Raw genomic sequence first — 21,600 nt, forward strand, 5'->3', positions numbered from 1 at the left:
TCCGTTCAGCCGGGGAAGAGGCCGCGGGCGCGCAGGTGTCCGCGGCGTTCGGCGTAGGCGAGGTCGTCGCGCCACAGACGGCCGGCGGCGGCGCGCATCAGCGGGCGCAGGGCCGGTGCCAGGCGGCGGGCCAGGTGGAAACCGGGCCGGTCCGAGGTGGCGAGCACCGCCTCGACGACCGCGGTGCGCGGCCGGCCGTCCCCGTCCGGGCCGAGCGGCGTGGCGTGGCTCTCCACGACGGAACCGGTGCCCTCGCCCTCGGTGATGCGCATGACGACGGTGCGGGGTCCGGGCGCGGTGAACTCGGCCCGTACGGGGACGACCAGGCGCCCGGTCAGCCGGAAGGACACGTCCACGACGAAGCGGTCGCCGCTCCCGTCGTCGGGCGTGCTCTCCCCGGGCGCCTCGACGACGGTGAGGTCCACGAAGGAGTACGGGTGGAACCAGGCTCCGTGCCACGGGTCGAGCCGGTTGGCGACGACGTCCTCGGGCTCGCAGGCCCCCACCCCGCGCCACACGGACGTCAGGGCCATCGCCCGGGGCGGCCGGTCCGGAACGAGGGGCGCCGGGGTCGGTGGCTCCTCCCCCGCGGCGTCCAGTCGCACCCACACCAGTACGCCGTCGTCGTGGACCGGCAGGGGTTCCCAGCCGGCGAACGGGGCGCCGTCCAGGGCGAGTCCGTGCCAGTGGCACACGAGCGTGCCGCACCGCACCGGGCTGTCGGCCAGGGGGGCGCCGAGGTGGGGGCAGGCGCCGGGGCCGCCCACGAGACGCCCCCGCGCGTCCCGCCAGACGACGACCTCGGCCCCGGCGACGGTGCCGGACAGCGGACGCGTGGGACGTACGTCCGTGCTCGCGCCGAGGGCGTACCAGTTGCCCGAGGGCCGGGCCTCGGCGCGCTGGAGGGCCGCGGCGATGACGGCGGGGCGGGCCTCGCGCCACGTCGGCCGCTGCCGCTCCCAGGGGACCGCGTGGCGCCGCAGGCGCAGGGGGAGGCGTCCTCGGCGCGGCCGGGGGTCCGTGCTCATCCGGGCTCCTTCACGTCGGGGGCGTCGGCGCCGCACGGCACCGGCGCGGGGGCGTGACGTGCGCCGAACCGGGCGGCGAGCACGCGTACGAGCCCGCCGGCCGCGACGGCCGCGCGCCGTCGGCGGGGCACCACCGCGCGCCGGTGCAGTACCGCGTACCCGCCGTCCGCGATGGTGTCCAGGATGTTCCGGTAGAGCAGGTACGCGGTGCGGATGCAGGGCCGGGCGACGGGGTCGAGCATGGCCAGTCCGGGCTCGGCGTCGCGGTACACGCCCCGGGTGAGGTCCTCGGCGGCCCGCAGCGCGGCGGTGATGCGCCGGTCGTGGCGGCCTGTGCGCCTGCTCCACAGCAGCAGGTCCCGCTGGACGCCGTGCGCGGCGAGCAGGTCGGCGGGGAGGTAGATCCGGCCGCGGTCCAGGTCCTCGCCGACGTCCCGCAGGAAGTTGGTCAGCTGGAAGGCGACGCCCAGTGCGGCGGCGTGCGGGGCGGCCGGGGCGCGGGCGGTCACGGTGCCGAGGACGGGCAGCATCTGGAGGCCGATGACGGCGGCCGAGCCGTGCATGTAGGCGCGCAGGTCGGCGTAGGTGGCGTAGTCGGTGACCGTGAGGTCGGCGCGCATCGAGGCCATGAAGTCGGTGAAGTGCGCCGGTTCGATGGCGTACCGCGCGGCGGTGTCGGCCAGGGCGAGCACCACGGGTTCGGCGGCCGGCCGGCCGCCGGTGAGCGCGCGGCGCAGCAGCCGGTCGAGGCGGGCGAGGGCGGCGGCGCGCTCGGCGGGCGTGGCGCCGGCCCCCGTGTCGTCGACGATGTCGTCCGCCCACCGCGCGAACCCGTACAGGGCGTGCACGGCCGGTCTGCGGTCGGCGGGCAGGAGGCGGGTGGCGAGGAAGTAGGTGCGTCCGTGGCGGGCGTTGAGGAGCCGGCACCGGGTGTAGGCGGCCCGCAGCCGCGGGTCGGTGATGCCGGCGGCGTCGAGTTCGCGCCCGGTCATCGCTGCCCGCCCCTCACCGCCGCGGCGCGGGCCGGTGCACCGGTGATGCGGGCGGCGGCCAGTTTCCCGGAGATCAGTACGGTCGGCACACCGACGCCCGGGGTGGTCCCGCAGCCGGCGAGGACCGCGTTGTCGGTGCCGCGCACCAGGTTGCGGGGGCGGAAGGGCCCGGTCTGGGCGAAGGTGTGGGCGACGGAGAACGGGGTGCCGGCGGCATGCCCCTGCGCGGCCCAGTCGGCGGGTGTCACCAGGCACTCCTCCTCCACGGCGGCGGCGATGCCGGTCAGTCCCCGGCGTTCCAGGGTGGCGAGCAGCCGGTCGCGGTAGCGGGGCGCGAGGTCGCTCCAGGCGCGGGCGCCGGGGCCGATGTCCGTGTTGGGGCAGGGCGCGAGGACGTAGTGGAGGTGGCGGCCCTCGGGGGCGAGGGAGGGGTCGTGGGCGGTGGGCCGGGTGATCAGCAGGGACGGGTCGGTCATGAGGGTGCCCGTCCTGGTGAGTTCGTCGAAGGTCCGTCGCCACGCGGCGCCGAAGGAGAGCGTGTGGTGGCCCAGGTGCGGCCAGGTACGGGTGGTGCCGGCGTGCAGGACCACGGCGGAGGGCGCGTGCCGCAGGGCGACGGGGCGGCGCGGGCGGCGGCCCAGCAGCCGGTGGGCGACGGGCAGGTCGGGGGTGAGGACGACGGCGTCGCACGGGATGCGCTCGTGGTCGGTGACGACGGCGGTGACGCGGGTGCCGGACCGTTCCAGGCGGGTGACGTCCCGTCCGAGGCGCAGGTCGGCCCCGGCGCCGGCGGCGGCCGCGGCCATGGCGCGGGGCAGGGCGTGCAGGCCGCCGCGCGGGAAGTAGACGCCGGCGACGGTGTCCATGTAGGCGATGACGGCGTAGGCGGCCAGCGCGCGGGACGGCGCGACACCGGCGTACAGAGCCTGGAAGGAGAAGACCCGCTTGAGCCGTTCGTCCGTCAGGAACCGTCCGATACGGGTGTCGAGGCGGCCGAAGCCGCCGAGGGCGGCGAGCCGGGCCAGGTCGGGGGTGAGCAGGCCGAGCGGCGAGTCGAAGTTGGCGTCGATGAACCGGCGCATCTGCACGGCGTACAGCCGCCCGAGCCAGTCGCGCAGCCGCCGGTACCCGGCCGCCTCCCGGGTCCCGGCGAAGCGTCGAACCTCCGCCTCCATCGCGTCGGCGTCCGTGTGCACGTCCAGGGTGCCGCCGTCGGCGAAGCAGGCCCGGTAGGCGGGGTGCAGGGGCAGGAGTTCGACGCGGTCGCGCAGCCGCTCGCCGACGGCCGCGAAGGCCTCGTCGGCCAGGTCCGGCATGGTCAGCACGGTCGGACCGGTGTCGAGATGGTAGCCGCCGAGTTCACGCCGCCCGGCCCGGCCGCCGGGCAGCGGGTCGCGTTCCACGACCGTCACCCTGCGTCCCGCGCCCAGCAGGTGCAGGGCGGCGGACAGCCCGGCGAGCCCGGCCCCGACGACCACGACGTGGTCGGTGCGGCCGGTCACCGTCCGCGTCATCGCGCGCCCGGGACCGCGGACGGTTCGTCCGGCCGTTGGTTGCCGTGGTCGACCGTGCTGGGGCGCATCGCGGTTCCTCTCGTGTGGTCGGCGTCATGCCTTCCCCCCTCGCCTCCGGCGCGACGCCACAGGAAGCCGGTTCCCGTCCGGCAGTCACCCGCCCGGCTGCATCGCGGCTTCCGACGGGTGCCGGTGCCGTGCCGTCCAGCGCGCCGGGCGACCGCGGACGGCACCGGGCGGAATACTCCGCCGGGCGGGAGCGAACCGGCGGGCGGACCGACGGGAAGGAGGCGGACGTGCTCGACGCGGACATCGTGGTCGTCGGTGCGGGGGCGGCCGGGCTCTCCCTGGCGCACCGGATCGCGTCCGGAGCGCCGCAGGGTGCGGTGCCCTCCGTCGTCCTGGTCGATCCGCCGCCCGGGCCGCTGCGGCCCCCGCGTCGCACCTGGTGCTTCTGGGAGGCCGGGTCCGGCCGCTTCGACCGGGCGGCGACGGCGTCGTGGGAGTGGCTGCGGGTGCACGGCCGGGACGGCGAGGCCGTCCGGCGGCACATCGCGCCGGCCCGCTACAAGATGATCCGCTCCGACGACTTCGAGGCACTGGTGGAGCGGGACCTGAGGGACCGTCCGGGGCTGCGGCGCGTCGAGGCCACCGTCGGCGCGGTGACCGGCCTGCCGGACGCCACCGTGCGGGTGGCGGCCACGGACGCCGCGGGGGCGCCGGTCGACCTGCGCACCCGCTGGGTCTTCGACTCCCGCCCGCCGGACCGGCTGCCGCCCGCCCGTACCCGCCTGCTCCAGCACTTCCGCGGCTGGTTCGTCCGCACCGAGCGGCCGGTCTTCGACCCGGAGGTGGTCGACCTGATGGACTTCCGCACCGGGCAGCCGCGGCGGGGTCTGTCGTTCGGCTACGTGCTGCCGACCGGACGGCACACCGCGCTGGTCGAGTACACCGAGTTCGGCCCGGCCCCCCTGACGTCCGACGCGTACGACGACGCGCTGGAGGACTACACGCGCCGCGTCCTGCGCACCGGCGCCACGGAGGTCCTGTCGACCGAGCAGGGGATCATCCCGATGACCGACGCCGTCTTCGAGCGGCGGGCCGGGGGCTGCGACCGGGTCTTCCGGATCGGCGTCGCCGGCGGGGCGACCCGGGCGTCCACCGGCTACACGTTCGCCGCCGTGCAGCGGCAGTCCGAGGCCGTCGCCCGTGCGGTGCGCGCGGGCCGCCGCCCGGTGCCGCCGCCCCCGCATCCGGCGCGGGCCCGGCTGATGGACGCGGTGCTGCTGCGTGCGCTGGACACGGGCCGGGTCGACGGCCCCGACCTCTTCTTCCGGCTGTTCGACCGCGTACCCGCCGGGCGGCTGCTGCGTTTTCTCGACGGCCGGTCGCGGCTGTCCGAGGACCTCGCGGTCGGCGTGCGTGTCCCCGTCCTGCCGATGCTGCGCACGGCGGCCGAACTGCCGTGGCTGCCGCGCCGCCACCTGCCCGTCCGCTGAACGCCGACCCACCCGGGAGTCCCCCGATGCCCTTGCTGAGCGACGCCGCGCTGACCGCCGCCTTCGACCGCGGGGCGGACCGCTGCGACCGCCTTGTCGCGCTCGCCCCGGGCCGCCACGCCCGGTTGCGCCGTTCCGCCCCCGGGCGGTGCCTCGCGGACGACGGTGCCGGGAGCCGGGTGCTGGACCCGGGCTGCGGCGCGGGGGGCTCGACCGCCGCCCTGGCCGCGGCATTCCCCGCCGCCGCGGCATTCCCCGCCGCCGCGACCGGGAACCCGCGGAGCAGCCGCCCGCAGAACGACGGCACCAAGGCCCCCGGCACCGAGGCCGACAGCTCCCGGACCGGCGACGGGCAGGACGACAGCGCCGGCAGCAGCGGCACGCGTGCCCTCCGCGCCCGCGCCGGAGACGCGCGGTGATCCGGCGGGGTGCGGGCGGCCGGGGCGGTGAGGTGCGGCCGCCCGGGCGGGACCGGCGGGCGCGGGTGCTGCGCCCCGGGCCGGGACGGGAGCGGGTCGAGGGCGATGCGCCGTCGGTGGCCGTGATCGGCGGCGGCGTCGCGGGCCTCGCGGCGGCGGCCGTCCTGGCGGAACGCGGAGTGCGCGTCGCGCTGTACGAGCGCGAGCCCGTGCTCGGCGGCCGGGTCGCGGGCCGGACGGTCGCCCTGCCGGACGGCACGCCCGCCACGATGAGCCGGGGTTTCCACGCCTTCTTCCGCCAGTACTACAACCTGCGGAGCCTGCTGCGCCGTTGCGATCCCGGCCTCGCCATGCTGACCGGACTGCCGGACTACCCCCTGCGGCACAGCAGCGGGCTGCGCGACAGCTTCCGCCGGATTCCGCGCACTCCCCCGTTCAGCGCCCTCGCCTTCGTCGCCCTGAGCCCCAGTTTCGGGCTGCGCGACCTGACGGCCCTGCGGCCCTCGGCCGCGCTGCCGCTCCTCGACGTCCGTACCCACCGCGTCCACGAGCGCCTGGACGACGTCAGCGCCGAGGCGTTCCTCGATTCCCTGCGCTTTCCGGCGGCCGCGCGGCATCTGGCCTTCGAGGTGTTCTCCCGCAGCTTCTTCGCGGACCCGCGCGAGCTGTCGGCCGCGGAGATGGCCCTGATGTTCCACATCTACTTCCTCGGCTCCAGCGAGGGGCTGCTGTTCGACGTGCCGCGTGAGCCGTTCCCGCAGGCGCTGTGGAATCCCCTGGCCGGGCATCTGGCGCGGCACGGGGTCGAGGTGCGCACGAGCACGTCCGTCGAGGCCCTGCGGCCCGGTCCGTCCGGCGGGCAGCTCGTGGTCGACGCCGCCGGGGCCCGGCCGTACGACGCCGTGGTGCTCGCGATGGACGTCGGCGGGCTGCGGGGCGTGGTGTGCCGCTCGCCGCACCTGGGCGACGCCGCGTGGCGTGCGCGGGTGACACGGCTGCGGAACGCTCCGCCGTTCCTGGTCTCCCGGCTGTGGCTGGACCGCCCGGTCGCCGCCGGCCGGCCCGGGTTCCTCGGCACGAGCGGTTACGGCTCGCTGGACAACGTCAGCGTGCTGTCCCACTGGGAGGGCGAGGCGGCCCGCTGGGCGGCGCGCACCGGCGGCTGTGTCGTCGAACTCCACGCCTACGCCGTGCCGTCGACTGCCGTCAGGGAGGTCGAGGAGAAGCGCCTCGTCGACCAGTTGCACCGGGTGTACCCGGAGACCCGCCGGGCCCGGGTGGTCGCCGCACGGCACGAGTGGCGGGCGGACTGCCCGCTGTTCACCGTCGGGGGCTACCGCGACCGTCCCACAGTGCGCACCACCGACCCGGCCGTCGTGGTCGCCGGAGACCTGGTCCGTACGGATCTGCCCGTGGCGCTGATGGAGCGCGCCGCCACCTCCGGCTTCCTGGCCGCCAACGCCCTGCTGGAGCGGTGGGGAGTGCGGGGCGAGACGCTGTGGACGGTGCCCGACCGGGGCCGGTCCGCGCCGCTGCGGGCCCTGGCGCGGCGGTTCGGGGCGTACTGACACGAGCCGGCCGCGCCGCGACGGCTACTGCCCCGTGTCCGCCGCACGGTCGGCCAGCCCGCCCGGGCCCAGCGGTCCGGTGGGGCCCAGAGACTCCTCGGCCTCCATCCGGGGCAGCTCGTGGCGGGACAGCCGTACGACCGCGGGCGGCAGCGTCACGCGCCCCCACTGGACCAGGCGCAGCCAGCCCGGCACGTACACGGCGGTACGGCGGCGCTCCACCGCGCGGACCAGCCGGGCGGCGACGTCCTGCGGTGAGAAGGTGCGGCGGGCCGGGGGCGGCATGTGGGCGCGCAGTTCGCGCAGGGCCGGGTACCGGTCGGCGTCGCGGATCATGTCGGTGTCGATCCAGTTGAGGTAGGCGATGCCCACGGCGACGCCGCGGTGGGCCACCTCGGCGCGCAGCGAGTGGCCGAAGGCCTCCACGCCCGCCTTGGAGGCGCAGTAGGCGCTCATCATGGGGGCGGCGCCGAGCGAGGCCAGCGAGGCGATCTGCAGGTGGTAGCCCGCGGTGTCGAACAGGTCCGGCAGGAAGGCGCGGGCCGTGTGGGCACTGCCGGTCAGGTTCACGTCGACGACACGGCGCCACTCGGCGGGGTCGGACGTGGCGAACGGTCCGCCGTGCGCGACACCGGCGTTCGACACGACGACCGACGGCTTGCCCAGGCGCCGGCGGGTCTCACCGGCCGCGTCGGCCAGCGCGGCGGGGTCGGTGACGTCGGTCTCGACGGCGAGCGCCGGGGTCGGCAGGTCCGCCGCCAGGGCGTCGAGGCGCGGCTTCTCGAGGCCGAGCAGCGCCAGCCGGGCACCGCGGCGGGCGCAGGCGCGGGCCAGGGCGGCGCCGAGTCCGCGTGCGGCGCCGGTCACCACGACGGTGCGGTTCTGGAGGGGGCTGTCTGTCACCGGTCGGCCCTTTCCTCGGAGTGCTCGTGGGCTGGTCGGACGGTCACCGGCGTTCAGCGACGGTCACCGGCCCGGTCCCGTCGGGTCAGGGCCCGCTGCACCCGGGCGAGCCCCGCGAAACGGTGCTGGCGCAGGGCGGCGCGCGCGGCGTTGGCGCCGGGTGCTCCGTGCACGCCGCCTCCCGGGTGGGCGCCCGCCGAGGCGAGGAAGAGACCGGCCACCGGTGTCTCCGGCCGTCCGGTGCCGGGCACCGGCCGGAAGACGAGTTGCTGGTGCATGGCGGTGGTGCCGCCGTTGATGGCGCCGCCCTCCAGGTTGGCGTCCATGGCCTGGAGCGTCGGCGGGGCGAGCACGCGGCGGGCCCGGACCAGCGTGCGGAAGCCGGGTGCGAACCGTTCCACCTGGCGTTCGACCCGGTCGGCCATCAGTTCCTGTTCCTTGGTGTCCCAGCTGCCGGTGATGCCCTCGTCTCCCGCGTCGGCGCGGATGTCGTGGGGGACGTGGGTGTAGGCCCAGGCGGACTCGGTGCCGCTCGGTGAGCGGGTCGGGTCGGTGGTCGTCATCTGGCCGAACAGCGAGAAGGGGCGGTCGGGGACCTGCCGCATGGCGATCTGGGCGGCGAACCGGGTCAACTCGTCGAGGCCGTCGGCGAGGTGCACGGTGCCGGCCCGCGCCGCCTCCTCGCACCGCCAGGGCACGGGCCCGTCCAGCGCCCAGTCCACCTTGAAGGTGGCGAAGTCCCACTGGAAGCGCCGCAGGTCGGCGAGGACCTGGTCCGGGAGGTCCGCCGGGGCGACGAGGCCGCCGTACAGGGCGGGGACGGAGACGTCCGCGAGGACGGCGCGGCGGGCGGTGACCGTCTCCCCGTCGGCGGTTCGCACGCCGGCCGCGCGCCGGTCGCGGACCAGGACCTGCTCGACGCGCCGCCCGCAGTGCAGGGTGCCGCCCCGGGCGCGCAGCCGGTGGACCAGGGCCTCGGTGAGGACGCCGGAGCCGCCGACCGGTACGGGGAAGCCGTAGGTCTGTCCGAGCATCGACATCAGCCAGCCGAAGCCGCCGCTGCCGGCCGCCTCGGGGGCGAGGTCGGCGTGCAGGGCGTTGCCGGCCAGGAGCAGTTTGCCGCCCTCGCCGCGGAACTCCTCCTCGCCCATGCGGCGCACCGGCAGGACCAGGGTGCGGGCGAGCCTGAGTCCGCCCGCGCCGCGCAGCCGCAGGGCCAGCCGGGCACCGGCGCGCACCGGTGGGAAGGGGGTGAACAGGGCGTCCACGATGTCGGCCCGGTAGCGGTCCCACACCTCGTGCAGCCCCTCCCAGGCGGCGCCGTCCCCGGGTGCGAAGACGTCGAGCGAGGCGGCGGTGGTGGCGATGTCGCGGTCGAGGACGGCGCAGGTGCCGTCGGTCAGGGGGTGGGCCAGTACGTGGGGCGCGTGGGCCCAGCGCAGCCCGTGGTCCTCCAGCCGCAGTCCGCGGAGGATCGGGGAGGCGGCGGCGAGGGGGTAGAAGGAGCTGAACAGGTCGTTGACGAAGCCGGGGGCGACCGCGTCGTCGTGCCGTACCGCGCCGCCCGGCTCGGGCTGCTCCTCCAGGACCGTCACGCTCCAGCCGGCGTCGGCCAGCAGGTTCGCCGCCACCAGGCCGTTGGGTCCGGCTCCGACCACGACGGCGTCAGGCACGGCCGGTCCCCGGCCGCTGGTGCACGGAGCCCGCCGTGTCGGGCGGGTCGGGCCGGCACCGGTCACCGGCCTGGGACTCGCACAGTTTCGCGAGCCTGGCGAGCATGGCGCGGTGCCGCACCTGGATCAGCGCCTCGACGCCGACGTTGTGCACCAGGCCGCCGGGACCGCGCAGCGGGTGCTCGTCCACGATCACCAGGCACTGCTCGCCCCACGGGCGCAGCTCGACGGCGATCCGGGCCGTGCCGAGCCGGCCCGCCTTGGCCTCCAGCTCCAGTTCGGAGCCTTCCACGCAGCGCCTGACCACCGACTCGTTGTGCAGCCGCAGTGGCCCGAGCCGCACCTCGTACGCGACCGTCGCGCCGACCTGCGGCCACTGCCCGGTCTTGGGGGTGACCTCCGAGGGGCCCACCACCCACTCCACGTACAGGTCTCCGTCCGCGAGGACGTCCCAGACGGCCTCCGGGGTCGCCTGGATCAGCCGGTGCCGAACCGCCACGTGTGCCTCCCACGTCCAGTGGCCGCCCTGGGGCCGTCATTGCGAGGACGGAGTCTGGGTGCCCCGTCGGCGAGGGGCCAACCAAAGCGGACGGGTCGGGTCACTGGGCGCGGAGACCGGCGGCAGGGAAAGGACGTGCATTGGCATGGACCTGATGACAAGGGCTGGCTAAGCTCGAAGCAACCCGATGAGAGCGCTCTCAAACCGTGGTTGTTCCATGCCATCTGTTCCACCCCCACCTTGCTGGAACGACGAAGGGCAACTCCCGTGAGACGCAGCAGACTCAGGCACCTCGGCCTGGCCGGCCTCCTCGTGCTGGGCAGCCTCACCGCGGTCGGCACCCTGCCGGCCTCGGCGGCCGACTCCCCCTCCTCCTCCGCCTCCTCCTCCGACGAGCAGCCGGCCTCCGCCGGCCTTCTCGACGCCATGCAGCGGGACTTCGGCCTCAGCCGCGCCGAGGCCGAGGACCGGCTCGCCGCCGAACGCGACGCCACCGGCCTCGAGCCCGCGGCGCGCCGGGCCGCCGGAGAGGCGTTCGGCGGCTCGTGGTTCGACGCCGACGCCGGAAGACTGACCGTGGCCGTCACCTCGGACGCGGCACCCTCGACCCTGCGGGCGGTCCGGGCCACCGGCGCGCAGGTGCGCACCGTCGAGCACAGCGCACGGCAGCTGGACGCGGCCAAGGCCCGCGTCGACCGCCTCGACGCCCCCGCCGGCGTCAGCAGCTGGCGCGTCGACCAGAGCGCCAACACCGTGGTCGTCGACGTGGTCGAGAGCGAGCGCGCTGACAACGATGTCCAGAACTTCGTGAAGCAGGCGCGCGAGGCCGGACCGGTCACGGTGCGCTCGGTGCCGTCGGCCCCGCAGACCTTCGCCGCGGGCACCGTCGGCGGCGACCCCTACTACACCGGCAACGTCCGCTGCTCCATCGGCTTCTCCGTGCACGGCGGGTTCGTCACCGCAGGGCACTGCGGCCGGGCGGGCGCAGGGGTCAGCGGCTGGGACGGCTCGTACATCGGCACGTTCCAGGGCTCGTCCTTCCCCGACAACGACTACGCGTGGGTCAGCGTGGGCAGCGGCTGGTGGACGGTGCCGGTCGTGCTGGGCTGGGGCACGGTCTCCGACCAGCTCGTGCGCGGCTCGAACGTGGCGCCCGTGGGTGCCTCGATCTGCCGCTCCGGATCCACCACGCACTGGCACTGCGGCACCGTCCTCGCCCACAACGAGACGGTCAACTACAGCGACGGTTCGGTGGTGCACCAGCTGACCAAGACGAGTGTGTGCGCCGAGGGCGGCGACTCCGGCGGCTCCTTCATCAGCGGTGACCAGGCGCAGGGCGTCACCTCGGGCGGCTGGGGCAACTGCTCCAGCGGCGGGGAGACCTGGTTCCAGCCGGTCAACGAGATCCTGAACCGCTACGGCCTGACCCTGCACACGGCTTGATCCGACGGTGGTGGGGAGGGACGGGCCAGTCTCCGGTCCGGCCCTTCCCCACCACCGGTTTCCGAGGCGCCATCGGTGCCTGAGACACCACCGGTGCACGAGACACCACCGGTGCACGAGGCACCACCGGTGCACGAGGCACCACCGGTGTCCGAAGCCCTGCCACGACCCTGTGCTCGGGGGGCTCAGACGTCGCCGGGACCGGTTCCCGGCTCCGGCGCGTCGAGGCCCGTCGCCGTGGTCAGCCGGCGGTAGGCGGCCCGCGCGTGGACCAGGCGGGCCAGTGCCGTACCGACGAGGGCCGCGCCGAGCAGGCAGGCCAGCCAGAACGCGTCCCGCCGCCCGGTCCACGTGAGGGTGCCGGCCGGCGGTATGGCGAAGCCGTTGAGGGACAGCCAGCACAGGACGGCCGTCCCCGGTGCGGCCGTGAACGGGGCGCAGAGTCCGAGCAGGGCCGCCAGCAGGGAGAGCGCGACCAGGGCGAGCCCCGGACGCCCCGAGCCCACGGTGCCGTTGAGGAGCGCGACCAGGAGGAGGGCGCCGCCGAACGCTCCCGCCCACACCAGGGGAGCCGCGACCGGCCTGGGAACGGGTCTGGCGCCGCTTCCCAGGGGCACCCACTCGATCATGCTGACGGCTCCTTCCGGTCCCGGACGCGTCCGACCACGGTGTCGGACAACGGCCCTGTGGGCAGATTGTCCCACCGGGGATCACGGTGCCGTTCCGCCCAGGGCGATGACCGGCCACCCCCGCGCTTCGCCCAGGCGCCCGTTCCGGCCTCTAACGCTCTGCCTCCGCGTGCTCCGAGGAGGAAGGCGAGGACCCGGACGAAGGAGAGGCCCGGGTCGGCACCGGCACCGGCACCGGCCGGCTGTCCGCCTCCGTCCCCTCGCCGGTCCCGTCACCCTGCGCCGCGACCGGTGCCGTCGTCCCGGGCAGCAGCCGTCCGGCGGCCCGCAGCGCGCCGGCGAGTACGTGGGCGCGTCCCGCCACGACGGGCCCGAGGACGGCGAGGACGAGCACGTATCCGGCGATGAAGGGAGCGAGCCGCGCGTCCAGTCCGGCGCCCGCGGCCATGGCGGCCAGGATCAGGGCGAACTCCCCCCGGGCGACCAGGGTGGTGGCGATCTCCGCGGCCGGTTCGCTGCCGTAGTGGTACACCCGGGCGACGCACAGCCCGGCGATGACGTTCATGACGACGGTCAGTGCCGCCGCGGCGGCGACCGGGCCGGCGACGGAGGCGAGGTCGCCGGGGTCGATGGCGAGCCCGAAGGCGAAGAAGAAGATGGCCGCGAAGGCGTCGCGCAGCGGGTGCACCAGTTCGCGGATCCGCGGCCCCGAGGGGGTGCCGGCGAGGATCAGGCCGACCATGAAGGCGCCGATCGCATCGGCGACGCCGAGGACTTCGGAGACCCCGGCGACGAGCACCGCGGCGCCGAGGAAGCTGATGACGAGCAGTTCGTTGTCCCGCGTGTCGATCAGGCGGCCCACGAGCCGGGTGCCGTAGCGGGCCGCGGCGGCCAGCACCAGCAGGAAACCGAAGGCCTTGCCGGCCTGCAGGACCGTGTCGGCGACGCCGTGGGCGCCCGAGACGACCGGCTGCAGGGCGGCCAGGTACAGCGCGAGGAAGATGTCCTCCACGACGATGACACCGAGGATCAGCCGGGTCTCCGGGCGGCCGATCCGGCCCAGGTCGATGAGGATCTTGGTGACGATCGCGGACGAGGAGATGCCGAGCACGCCCGCCAGCACCAGCGCCTCGCGCACACCCCACCCGAGGACGAAGCCGAAGCCGAGCCCGGCACCGACGTTCAGGAGCAGATAGACGCCCCCGGCGGTGAGCAGCCGTTTGCCGCCGCTCTTGAGGTCGTCGAGGTGGAACTCCAGACCCAGGTAGAAGAGCAGCAGCACCAGTCCGAGCGCGGAGAGCATCTCGAAGTCGTGCGCGTCCTCCACCAGGACGAAGCCCGGTGTATGAGGGCCGAGCAGGATGCCGGCGAGCATGAACAGGGGGATCGTCGGGAGTCCGATCCTGCCGCCGAGGCGGGCGAGGAACGCGGCGGCCACGAAGGCGCCGCCCATGGCGAGCAGGGTGTCAGCGTGTCCCACGGGCCACCGCCTTCGGCCGCGCGGAGGGTCGGGAGAGCTTCATTTGACGGGGATGGATGCGCATTCTCCTTCGTCGGTCGTGCATCGTCGGGTCGGACGTCGTCGGTTCTGTTCGTCCTCGTGTCGTACGTCGTCGTGCCGTACGTCGTCATGTCGTGCGCCGTCGGGCCGGACGTCGTCGTGCCGTACGTCGTCATGTCGTACGCCGTCGGGCCGGACGGCCGTGGAACGCCCACGACGCCGTGCCGTGGCACCGCCCCGGGGCGGAAAGGGAACACCGGCGGGTCGGCCACGAGCCCGGACGACGAGCGCCCGTACCCGGGCCGCGTCCGCGGCGGTGTGCCACCATGACCATCGGCCGCCCCGGCGCCCGGCGTGCGCACGGCACACCCCGCACCGAACCATGCGGCAACGCCCGCGAACGGGCGGGACAGGGCCTCCCTGAAACGTCCCCCGGCCCCCGAAAAGACCCCCGGGGCGCGGCGTCGGTCCACGGTCACACGCCGGGCCACCGCGCGGCCATCGGGGACGACACCCAAATGGTCCGGCGGCCGACACCCATCGACCGCACGGGCAGGGGAGCCGCTCGGCGGCCCGAGGAGGAAGCGCCGCGGCCGACTCGGGGATCCCGGCCGCGGCGCGCCCTGCCGCCCCGGGCGCGGGAGGACGACGCGCCGCGGGGCATGACCGGCGACTTCCCCGGCTCCCCACCGTGACACTGCACCAACCGAGTGATCGTCAGATGCCGCGCTCCGGCTCCCGGTTTCCCGGCCGGGTCCCCCGAACCCCCGCGGCCCCCTGATTCCCCGAGGTCAACCTGGGCGGCGGCGCCCCCCTTTCGGCTGACACCCGCCACGAGCTGGCCAGGTCTTCCGCCATTCGACCGGGCCGTTACCCATGATCGTGAGCGAATCCCCGTCTCCCAACCGGAAGGTGCGTGTTTTTCATGGGATCCCCCGCGTCCCGCGTGTCCGGCGTGGAATTGCCGCCCGTCTTCTGTCCTTTCGAGTCCGCCATTCACCCTCGGGTGCGACAGGTCGAGAAACGGGCCGTGGAATGGATTCGCGACAGCGGCATGTGCGCGTCGGAACGGGAACGGGCCTGGGCGGTGGCGACGCACAGCGCCGACTTCTTCGCCCGGTTCGCCCCGGTCGCGGACGACGACCGGCTGCTGGCGGCGGCCCTGTGGGTGTACTGGGGCTTCGCCTTCGACGACGCGCGCTGCGACAGCGGGCCGCTCAGCAGCCGGCCCGCCCAGTTCAACGCGCTGGCCGGGCAGGTGCAGCGGGCCTGCGAGGCGGACTCGGCCGTGGGCCCGGACCGGTTCGTCGCCGCCCTGCAGGACGTCATGCGCCGCTTCCGCGGCTTCGCCCCGCCCACCCAGGTGAGCCGGTTCACGCACGCGCACCGCGCCTGGCTGTCCGGCGTCGCCTGGCAGATCGGCAACCAGGCGGCCGGCCGTATGCCGCACCTGGACGACTTCCTGACGATGCGGCTGCTGTCGTCGGGCGGCGAACCCACCTTCGCTCTGCTGGAACTGGCGACGGGCGCGCAGGTGCCGGACCGCGAACTGCACCGCCCGGCCGTCCGCGCACTGACCGAGATGGCCATCCTCGTGGCCGCCCTGGACAACGACGGGCACTCGCTGCACAAGGAGTTGTCCAGCGGCGAGGCCGACCAGAACGTCTACACGGTGCTGATGCAGGAGCTGTCCTGCCCGCTCCAGGACGCGGTTCGGGCCGCCACCGGCCTGCGCGACCGCGTCCTGCTGCGGTTCATCGACCTCCACGACCGGGTCCGGCCGACCGCGGGCAGCGACCTCGTCACCTACCTGCAGGGACTCAGGTACGGCATCCGGGGCAACAACGAGTGGGGCCTGCGGGTGCCGCGGTACCTCCGCGCCGGGTACTGGCCGGACGAGAGGGACGACACCTTGCCGGCCTGGGCCGACAAGCCGTCGGACACCCGTCCCGGGCCGGTGGAGGGCGCACCGTCCATCGCCTGGTGGTGGGACGACGGCCTCGCCTGACGCTCCGGACCGCGGGCACTGTCACCGCCCGGAGGCGAGGTCCAGGGTCCACCAGGGACCGCCGGAACCCGTCGCCCTGCCCACGCCCGCATGGGTGTAACGGCAGGTCAGGAGGATGTGGCGGTGGGGGGCGCTGCGCATCCACACGGCCACGGCGTCCTGGGCGCTGTCGGAGCCGGCGGTCAGGTTCTCGCCCGAGGAACCCACACGGTATCCGGCCTCCCGCATCCGGTCGGCGGGGCTGCTGCCGTCGGCTCCGGTGTGGGTCAGCCGCCCGGCGCGGGCCATGGCGGCGCTGTGTTCGCGGGCGGCCCGGCTCAGCGCCTTGTGGAGCCGCACCGGCGAACAACCGGCCTTTTCACGCTGCCGGTTGACGGCGGCGACCATACGGCTGTCCGCCGTGCCGGGGCGCGCGTCCCGCGGCCGGTCGCCCCCGGAGCCTCGCGAGCCCCCGGAATCGCCGGAGCCGCCGGGGGCGGCCGGGCCGGCTGCGGGCTGCCACCGGCCCGGCTCGGGGACCGGCCACAGGGGCGCGCGGTAGGGCGTGGGCGGCGTCGGCGCGGGCGGTGGTCCGGCCCAGGCCGGTGCCGCTGCCGCTGCCGTACCGAGGGTCAGGAGTGCCGTGAGGGCCGCACGGAGGGCGAGTGCGGTGTGCCGCGTCGCGGTCATATTGAATTGCGCCTTTCTTTTTCCGACTTCGGATTCAGTGACGTTCATCGCGTTTTCTTCTGGTGTATCCACCGCCTCGTTCGAGGGAACTCCGCCTTTCATTCACGACATCGGCCGACTTTCCTGGCTAGGCTTTCAGTCGTTCACCCCGGTCCCTCATTTCTGTAATTCCATCAGGAGGTTTTTCATGTCGTTTTCGCTGCGCCGTGCCGCGGTGGTTTCCCTGGCCGCTCTGGCCCTGACGGCGGGCGGGGCCGTGTCGGCCGCCGGTGCCGCCCCGCTGTCCGCTCCCGCCGTCGCCTCGATGGGCCCGGGCGGCGGTGAGGGCGGCGGTGGCGGGTTCAACGGCGGCCACGAGCCGCCGCTGCACTTCGGCCCGTTCGAGATCCCGAAGTTCGGCAGCGTCTCCGGCGGCTTCTCCTGGGGCCTGGCGCGCTAGCCACCCCCGGGGCAGTCGGTACGCGGATGAGGGCCGTCGTGGACGGCCCTCATCCGCGTTTCAGCGTGGCGGCGCTGGCGACGAGCACCAGGACCACACATACGAGGATCAGCACCGCGTCCCTGATGAACAGCCCGGTGACGCCGGTGTGCGTGGCGGCCTCGCCCGCGGCCTGCACGGCGTAGGTCATGGGCATCGCCCGGGCCACCGCGGCGAGCGCGCCGTGCATCTCGTCGCGGGGCACGAAGAGCCCGCACACGAGGAACTGGGGCAGGACACCGGCGGGCAGGAACTGGACCGCCTGGAACTCGTTGCGGGCGAAGGCGCTCACCAGCAGCCCGAGGGCCAGTCCCAGCAGGGCCCCCAGCATGGCGATGACCATGAGCAGGTAGGCGGGGCCCTTGATGTCCAGGCCCAGCGGGCCCACCGAGAGCAGCGTGGACAGCACCGCCTGGAGCAGCGCCAGGAAGGCGAAGGCGAGGCTGTAGCCGAGGACGATGTCCAGTCGCCGTACCGGCATGGTCAGCAGGCGTTCCGCGGTTCCGGAGGTGCGTTCCCTGAGCGTGGACACGGAGGCGACGAGGTACATCACGATGACCGGGAAGATGCCGAAGACCTGGGGGCCGACCCGTTCGAAGGACTCCTCGGAGTCGTGGAACATCAGCTTGAGCAGCACCATGAGCATGCAGGGGATGCCCAGGAGCAGGGCGGTGCTGCCGCGGTCCCGGGAGATCTGCTGGAGCACGCGCACCGCCGTCGCGGCGGTGATGCCGGGTGAGAACGGCAGACGGTCGGTCAGGTGGGTGGCAGTCATGTGAGGGTGTCCGCTGCGAAGAAGGTGCGCTCGGCGTGTGGGGCGCCGGCCTGGTCGAGGAGGTGGGGCGACAGGCCGTCGACCGGGTGCCGCTGCCGGGCCCTGGCCTCGGCCGCCGCCGCGGCCCTGACCAGGTGCAGGAACGCCTCCTCCACCTCGTCGCACCCGGTGTGCTCGAGCAGGCTCTCCCGGTCGGCGCTGGCCAGGAGCCGGCCGGAGCGCATCAGCAGCAGCCGGTCGCAGCGGTCGGCCTCGTCCATGACGTGGCTGGAGACCAGCAGCGTGGTGCCCGCGTCGGCCAGCCGCCGGAAGGCCAGCCACAACTCCCGCCGCACCATCGGGTCGAGTCCGACCGTCGGTTCGTCCATGACGAGCAGGTCGGGCCGGTTCAGCAGGGCCACGGCCAGGGAGACCCGCGAGTACTGGCCGCCCGACAGCCGGGCGACCGGCTGGTCCGCGTACGCCGCGAGGTCCACCTCCTTCACGACGCGGACCACGGCGTCCTCCCGCTGCCAGCCCCGCATGCCGAGGGCGGCGGCGAAGTACCGCAGGTTCTCCAGGACCGTCAGGTCCGCGTACACGGAGGGGGCCTGGGTGACGTAGCCGACGCGGGTGCGCAGCGGCCAGGCACCCGCCGAGTGGCCGAGGACCTGGACGTGGCCGGCGCTCGGCTGCTGGACGCCCACGACGCAGCGCAGCAGGGTGGTCTTGCCGCAGCCGCTCGGGCCCAGCAGGCCGACGATACGGCCCCGGGGAATGGTGAAACTGATGTCGCGCAGTACCGCACGGGTGCCCCGGGCCACCTGCAGCCCGTAGGCGGCCACGGCCGGAAGGTCGCCCGCAGGCGCTGCGTCGTGCTCGGTGTGCTGCACGGCTCCACTGTGTTTCGTCGGATCGGGTGCACGGGTGGCGGCCACGGCGCGGCCGGGGCGCGGGAACGGAGCGGTCACCGCCAGGACAACGGTCCGTCCGGCCCCGGGTCACGCGCCGGTGACCCACCCGCCGCGGCCGGTGCGCGGGGTGCGGGGCGGGGTCAGGACTCGCGGCGGGTCATCGCCCAGGCGATGTCGTGCAGTTGGCGGTAGGCGTCGGCGGTCGGCCGGGCCAGTGACAGGGACCGCAGCGCGGCCGCCATGTGGCGGCGTGCCTCCTCCTCGGCGGCCTGCCGGCCGCCGGCCTCCTCCACCAGGTGACGGGCCAGGTCCACGTCGGTCTCCCCCGGCCGGGGCGGTGTGCGGTACAGCTCGCGCAGCCGCTCGGCCGCCGTGCCCCGGGCGGCGAGGGCCGCCACCACCGGCAGGGACTTCTTGCGCGCTGCGAGGTCGGCTCCGACCGGCTTGCCGCTGCGCGCGCTGCGGCCCCAGATGCCGAGGATGTCGTCCGCGCACTGGAAGGCCACGCCGAGGCTCCGGCCGAACTCCCGCAGTCCGCCCACCCGGACGCCGTCCGCGCCGGCCAGCACACCGCCCAGCGCGCAGGCGCAGCCGATCAGGGACCCGGTCTTGCCGGCGGCCATGGCCAGGTAGTCGGCGACGGACACCTCGTGCGCCTTCTCGAACGCGACGTCGCGGCTCTGTCCCTCGACCAGTTCCAGGAGGGCGCCCACGAGTTCCCGCACGGCCGCCCCGGACCGGTCCGCCGGCGCCTGGGCCAGTACGCGCAGTGCCGCCACCAGCAGCGCGTCCCCGGTCAGTACGGCGGCGGGGGTCCCGAACAGCGACCAGGCGGCGGGCCGGTGGCGGCGCAGCGCGTCGCCGTCGATGACGTCGTCGTGCAGGAGGGTGAAGTCGTGGACCAGCTCGACGGCGACGGCGCCGGGCACCGCGTCCGAGGGGTCCGCCCCGACGGCCGCCGCAGACAGCAGGGCGAGCGCCGGCCGTACCGTCTTGCCGCCCCCGGACGTGGCCGCGCGGGGCGCGCCGTCGGCTTCGCACCAGCCCCGGTGGTAGCGGGCCACGCGGCTCTCCGCGGACGGCAGCGACTCGACCGCGGACCGCAGGGCCGGTGACAGTACGTCGTCCACCCAGTCCAGTCGCGGAAAGGCACCTGCCGGGGCCGAGTCGGTGATCTGCGACACGTACTACTCCTCACGATGGCGGGGCAGGAGGGCGGGAAGCGGGATCCGGCGGCGCGTACACGCGCCGCACCGGCCGTTCCACCAGTCAATCGGCTGCCGCTACCCGCGAGGAGCGGCCGCGCCACCCCGCCCGGCGAAAGATCACCGAAGCGGCCCAGATCTATGACCATGACCCCAGCCGACAATCACGCCGACTCGCGTACGCCGTCCGCCCCGCCGCGGAAGCGACGGGGCGGACGGCTTGCGGACGGTCCGTCAGCACGGTGTGGTTGCCATCAACTTCTCGAAGGAAGCCATGCAGTCCGGGCAGTGACGCGCCCGTTCACCGTCGGATGCTTCTCTGCGTTCGCGGAGCTGCTGTCCGCAGAGTGTGGCCGCGGCCTGTTTGGCCAACACGTGCCACACCAACGCTCCGCCCGCCTTCTCCGGGCCCACGCACATTTCGTACATGATCGGCCTCCCAGCCTGGACGCCGCTGACACTCTCCAGGAGACACCGGTTCGGCCGTGACCAGTAGCGAGCGGGGTCCATTCGGGTGACGGCCGCTGCGGCCGCCCGGGACGGCCGCACACCCGGACGGCTGCAAACGATCAGCCAACCGGGCCTGCACGGGTGCGCGTGACGTGCCGTCAGGGTGCGCGTACGTCGGTGACGACGAAGCCGCTGCGCGGGCGGGTCGGGATGCGGCGCAGCGGGATGCGCAGGTCCTGCTCGGGGACCGTGCAGTCCAGGCGCGCCAACCGCACCGCCAGCGCCTCCAGCAGGCCGACGGTGACGCGCTCGCCGGGGCAGCGGTGACCGTGCGCGGGGTCGCCGCCGCCCTGCGGGATCAGCTCGTCGGGGCCGGGGGGCCGGTCCAGGAACCGTTCGGGCCGGAAGGAGTACGGGTCGCCCCAGAGCTCCTCGTCGTGGTTCTGTCCGTACACGTCGAGCAGCAGGATCCCGCCGGCCGGGACGGACTCGCCGTGCCAGGTCAGCTCGGTGACGGTCCGGCCGCCGAGGAACGGGGCGAACGGGTAGAAGCGGCGGACCTCGTGCGCGAAGGCCGTGGCGAAGGCGGCGTCACCGGCGCGCAGCCGCTCGCGGTGGGCCGGCCACCGGTGCAGGGCATGGGCGGCGAAGGCCACGAACCAGCTCACGGCGACGGTGGGGCGCAGGACGTTCAGCAGTTCGACCGCCGCCGTCCGGGAGTCCAGCGGGCTCTGCTCGGTGTCGCGGTGCCGGGCCACCCGTTCGAGGACCGAGTCCGCGGGAGCGGCGACCGCGCCCGCTCTGACCTCCTCGATCAGGCGGGCCATGCGGGCCTCCTGCCGGGCGCGGGCACGGCGGCCCCGCAGATGGCGCGGGCCCGGGGTGGCGAAGCCGTCGACCATCGCGACGAGGTCCCGTGCCAGGGTCTGCGCCTCGACGGCCCGGGGCGGGACTCCCGCCCAGTCGCAGACCCCGCGGGTGAGCACGACGGCCGCCTCGTCGAACAGCACGACGCGCTCGCGCTCGCTCCAGGAACGCACGGCCTCGTCCCAGGCCTTGGTGACGTGTTCGGTGAGGCGGGCGACGTGGCCGGCTTCGAGCAGCGGCAGGAACAGTTCCTTGCGCGTGCGGTGGGCAGCGCCGTCGAGGGTGTGGACCGCGCCCTGTCCGAACAGGGTGTCCAGCACCGGTGCAGGGATCGCGCCGTGGCGGTGGACGTGTGACTCGTCGTAGAAGAAGTGCACGGCCTCCGGTCCCCGTACGGCCAGCGCGGGCCTGCCGAGCAGCCGGGTGCGCACTACGGAGCGGGTGCTGTCGCGCATGCGGTTGGGCAGCCAGGCGTAGCCCTCGGTGAGCAGCGCCGGGGTGCGGTCCATGAGCGGGCGGCGGTGAGCGTCCATGGCGGGTGGGTGCCCCGGAGCGGCGGGCGGACACCCGGGCCGGGGTGGCGTCCG

At 74.9% G+C, this 21,600-nt stretch carries 19 protein-coding genes; 6 read left to right on the forward strand and 13 right to left on the reverse strand.

What is annotated here, in order from left to right:
• Positions 1-5: 5 nt before the first annotated feature.
• Genes ABS735_RS19890 through crtI form a run of 3 tightly spaced genes read right to left on the reverse strand, consistent with a single transcriptional unit; the run spans position 6 to position 3,534 of the window.
• A complete protein-coding gene (locus ABS735_RS19890; RefSeq protein WP_373903063.1) occupies positions 6-1,028 on the reverse strand; it encodes a Rieske (2Fe-2S) protein in 1,023 nt (340 codons plus the stop codon).
• On the reverse strand, positions 1,025-2,020 hold the full coding sequence (locus ABS735_RS19895) for a phytoene/squalene synthase family protein (protein WP_373903062.1): 996 nt from the start codon (positions 2,018-2,020) through the stop codon (positions 1,025-1,027). The genes ABS735_RS19890 and ABS735_RS19895 overlap by 4 nt, the downstream gene beginning before the upstream one ends.
• Positions 2,017-3,534: a phytoene desaturase family protein gene (gene crtI, locus ABS735_RS19900; protein WP_373903061.1), complete on the reverse strand. Its 1,518-nt coding sequence runs from the start codon at positions 3,532-3,534 to the stop codon at positions 2,017-2,019. Before crtI ends, ABS735_RS19895 begins: the two co-directional genes overlap by 4 nt.
• 296 nt (positions 3,535-3,830) lie before the next feature.
• Here crtI and ABS735_RS19905 point away from each other — a divergent pair, with 296 nt between their 5' ends.
• From ABS735_RS19905 to ABS735_RS19915, 3 genes are read left to right on the forward strand one after another with little or no spacing between them, the layout of a single operon-like run.
• Entirely contained in the window at positions 3,831-5,033 is a 1,203-nt protein-coding gene (locus tag ABS735_RS19905) for a lycopene cyclase family protein (RefSeq protein WP_373903060.1), read from the forward strand.
• A gap of 26 nt (positions 5,034-5,059) precedes the next feature.
• Complete coding sequence (locus tag ABS735_RS19910; protein WP_373903059.1) at positions 5,060-5,452, forward strand: hypothetical protein; 393 nt, start codon at positions 5,060-5,062, stop codon at positions 5,450-5,452.
• On the forward strand, positions 5,449-7,020 hold the full coding sequence (locus ABS735_RS19915; protein WP_373903058.1) for an FAD-dependent oxidoreductase: 1,572 nt from the start codon (positions 5,449-5,451) through the stop codon (positions 7,018-7,020). Before ABS735_RS19910 ends, ABS735_RS19915 begins: the two co-directional genes overlap by 4 nt.
• Positions 7,021-7,044: 24 nt before the next feature.
• On the opposite strand, the gene ABS735_RS19920 is transcribed toward ABS735_RS19915, so the two are convergent.
• The 3 genes from ABS735_RS19920 to ABS735_RS19930 are packed head-to-tail and all read right to left on the reverse strand — an operon-like array spanning position 7,045 to position 10,095.
• Positions 7,045-7,923: an SDR family oxidoreductase gene (locus ABS735_RS19920; protein WP_373903057.1), complete on the reverse strand. Its 879-nt coding sequence runs from the start codon at positions 7,921-7,923 to the stop codon at positions 7,045-7,047.
• Positions 7,924-7,976: 53 nt separating this feature from the next.
• The gene (locus tag ABS735_RS19925) at positions 7,977-9,596 is read right to left on the reverse strand and encodes a phytoene desaturase family protein (RefSeq protein ID WP_373903056.1); all 1,620 of its coding nucleotides are present in this window, start codon (positions 9,594-9,596) and stop codon (positions 7,977-7,979) included.
• Entirely contained in the window at positions 9,589-10,095 is a 507-nt protein-coding gene (locus tag ABS735_RS19930) for an SRPBCC family protein (RefSeq protein WP_373903055.1), read from the reverse strand. Before ABS735_RS19930 ends, ABS735_RS19925 begins: the two co-directional genes overlap by 8 nt.
• Before the next feature lie 267 nt (positions 10,096-10,362).
• Between ABS735_RS19930 and ABS735_RS19935 the strand changes: the two genes are divergently transcribed.
• Complete coding sequence (locus ABS735_RS19935) at positions 10,363-11,538, forward strand: S1 family peptidase (protein ID WP_373903054.1); 1,176 nt, start codon at positions 10,363-10,365, stop codon at positions 11,536-11,538.
• Positions 11,539-11,723: 185 nt separating this feature from the next.
• On the opposite strand, the gene ABS735_RS19940 is transcribed toward ABS735_RS19935, so the two are convergent.
• Positions 11,724-12,167, reverse strand: a complete 444-nt coding sequence (locus ABS735_RS19940; RefSeq protein ID WP_373903053.1) for a hypothetical protein — start codon at positions 12,165-12,167, stop codon at positions 11,724-11,726.
• Between the two features lie 151 nt (positions 12,168-12,318).
• Positions 12,319-13,647: a cation:proton antiporter gene (locus ABS735_RS19945; RefSeq protein WP_373903052.1), complete on the reverse strand. Its 1,329-nt coding sequence runs from the start codon at positions 13,645-13,647 to the stop codon at positions 12,319-12,321.
• A gap of 1,051 nt (positions 13,648-14,698) precedes the next feature.
• Between ABS735_RS19945 and ABS735_RS19950 the strand changes: the two genes are divergently transcribed.
• A complete protein-coding gene (locus ABS735_RS19950) occupies positions 14,699-15,676 on the forward strand; it encodes a terpene synthase family protein (RefSeq protein ID WP_373903051.1) in 978 nt (325 codons plus the stop codon).
• A gap of 21 nt (positions 15,677-15,697) precedes the next feature.
• Here ABS735_RS19950 and ABS735_RS19955 read toward each other — a convergent pair whose 3' ends face one another.
• A complete protein-coding gene (locus ABS735_RS19955) occupies positions 15,698-16,345 on the reverse strand; it encodes a CAP domain-containing protein (protein WP_373903050.1) in 648 nt (215 codons plus the stop codon).
• A gap of 187 nt (positions 16,346-16,532) precedes the next feature.
• Here ABS735_RS19955 and ABS735_RS19960 point away from each other — a divergent pair, with 187 nt between their 5' ends.
• On the forward strand, positions 16,533-16,784 hold the full coding sequence (locus ABS735_RS19960) for a hypothetical protein (RefSeq protein WP_373903049.1): 252 nt from the start codon (positions 16,533-16,535) through the stop codon (positions 16,782-16,784).
• Between the two features lie 49 nt (positions 16,785-16,833).
• On the opposite strand, the gene ABS735_RS19965 is transcribed toward ABS735_RS19960, so the two are convergent.
• The 4 genes from ABS735_RS19965 to ABS735_RS19980 form a co-directional block, all read right to left on the reverse strand.
• The gene (locus ABS735_RS19965; protein ID WP_373903048.1) at positions 16,834-17,598 is read right to left on the reverse strand and encodes an ABC transporter permease; all 765 of its coding nucleotides are present in this window, start codon (positions 17,596-17,598) and stop codon (positions 16,834-16,836) included.
• Positions 17,595-18,470, reverse strand: coding sequence for an ABC transporter ATP-binding protein (locus tag ABS735_RS19970; protein ID WP_373903047.1), 876 nt, complete (start codon positions 18,468-18,470; stop codon positions 17,595-17,597). The genes ABS735_RS19965 and ABS735_RS19970 overlap by 4 nt, the downstream gene beginning before the upstream one ends.
• 161 nt (positions 18,471-18,631) lie before the next feature.
• Positions 18,632-19,675 carry a polyprenyl synthetase family protein gene (locus ABS735_RS19975; protein WP_373903046.1) on the reverse strand — a complete coding sequence of 348 codons (1,044 nt, stop codon included), beginning with the start codon at positions 19,673-19,675 and terminating at the stop codon, positions 18,632-18,634.
• Between the two features lie 629 nt (positions 19,676-20,304).
• A complete protein-coding gene (locus ABS735_RS19980; RefSeq protein ID WP_373903045.1) occupies positions 20,305-21,546 on the reverse strand; it encodes a cytochrome P450 in 1,242 nt (413 codons plus the stop codon).
• Positions 21,547-21,600: the final 54 nt, after the last annotated feature.

The organism is Streptomyces sp. MMCC 100, assembly GCF_041538145.2.
Classification (GTDB): domain Bacteria; phylum Actinomycetota; class Actinomycetes; order Streptomycetales; family Streptomycetaceae; genus Streptomyces.

Bases quoted from the DNA above. Each gene is read 5' to 3' on its own strand.
- ABS735_RS19895 (WP_373903062.1), bottom strand. From the start codon at position 2,020: ATGACCGGGCGCGAACTCGACGCCGCCGGCATCACCGACCCGCGGCTG.
- ABS735_RS19955 (WP_373903050.1), bottom strand. From the start codon at position 16,345: ATGACCGCGACGCGGCACACCGCACTCGCCCTCCGTGCGGCCCTCACG.
- ABS735_RS19940 (WP_373903053.1), bottom strand. From the start codon at position 12,167: ATGATCGAGTGGGTGCCCCTGGGAAGCGGCGCCAGACCCGTTCCCAGG.
- crtI (WP_373903061.1), bottom strand. From the start codon at position 3,534: ATGACGCGGACGGTGACCGGCCGCACCGACCACGTCGTGGTCGTCGGG.
- ABS735_RS19890 (WP_373903063.1), bottom strand. From the start codon at position 1,028: ATGAGCACGGACCCCCGGCCGCGCCGAGGACGCCTCCCCCTGCGCCTG.
- ABS735_RS19980 (WP_373903045.1), bottom strand. From the start codon at position 21,546: ATGGACGCTCACCGCCGCCCGCTCATGGACCGCACCCCGGCGCTGCTC.
- ABS735_RS19965 (WP_373903048.1), bottom strand. From the start codon at position 17,598: ATGACTGCCACCCACCTGACCGACCGTCTGCCGTTCTCACCCGGCATC.
- ABS735_RS19960 (WP_373903049.1), top strand. From the start codon at position 16,533: ATGTCGTTTTCGCTGCGCCGTGCCGCGGTGGTTTCCCTGGCCGCTCTG.
- ABS735_RS19910 (WP_373903059.1), top strand. From the start codon at position 5,060: ATGCCCTTGCTGAGCGACGCCGCGCTGACCGCCGCCTTCGACCGCGGG.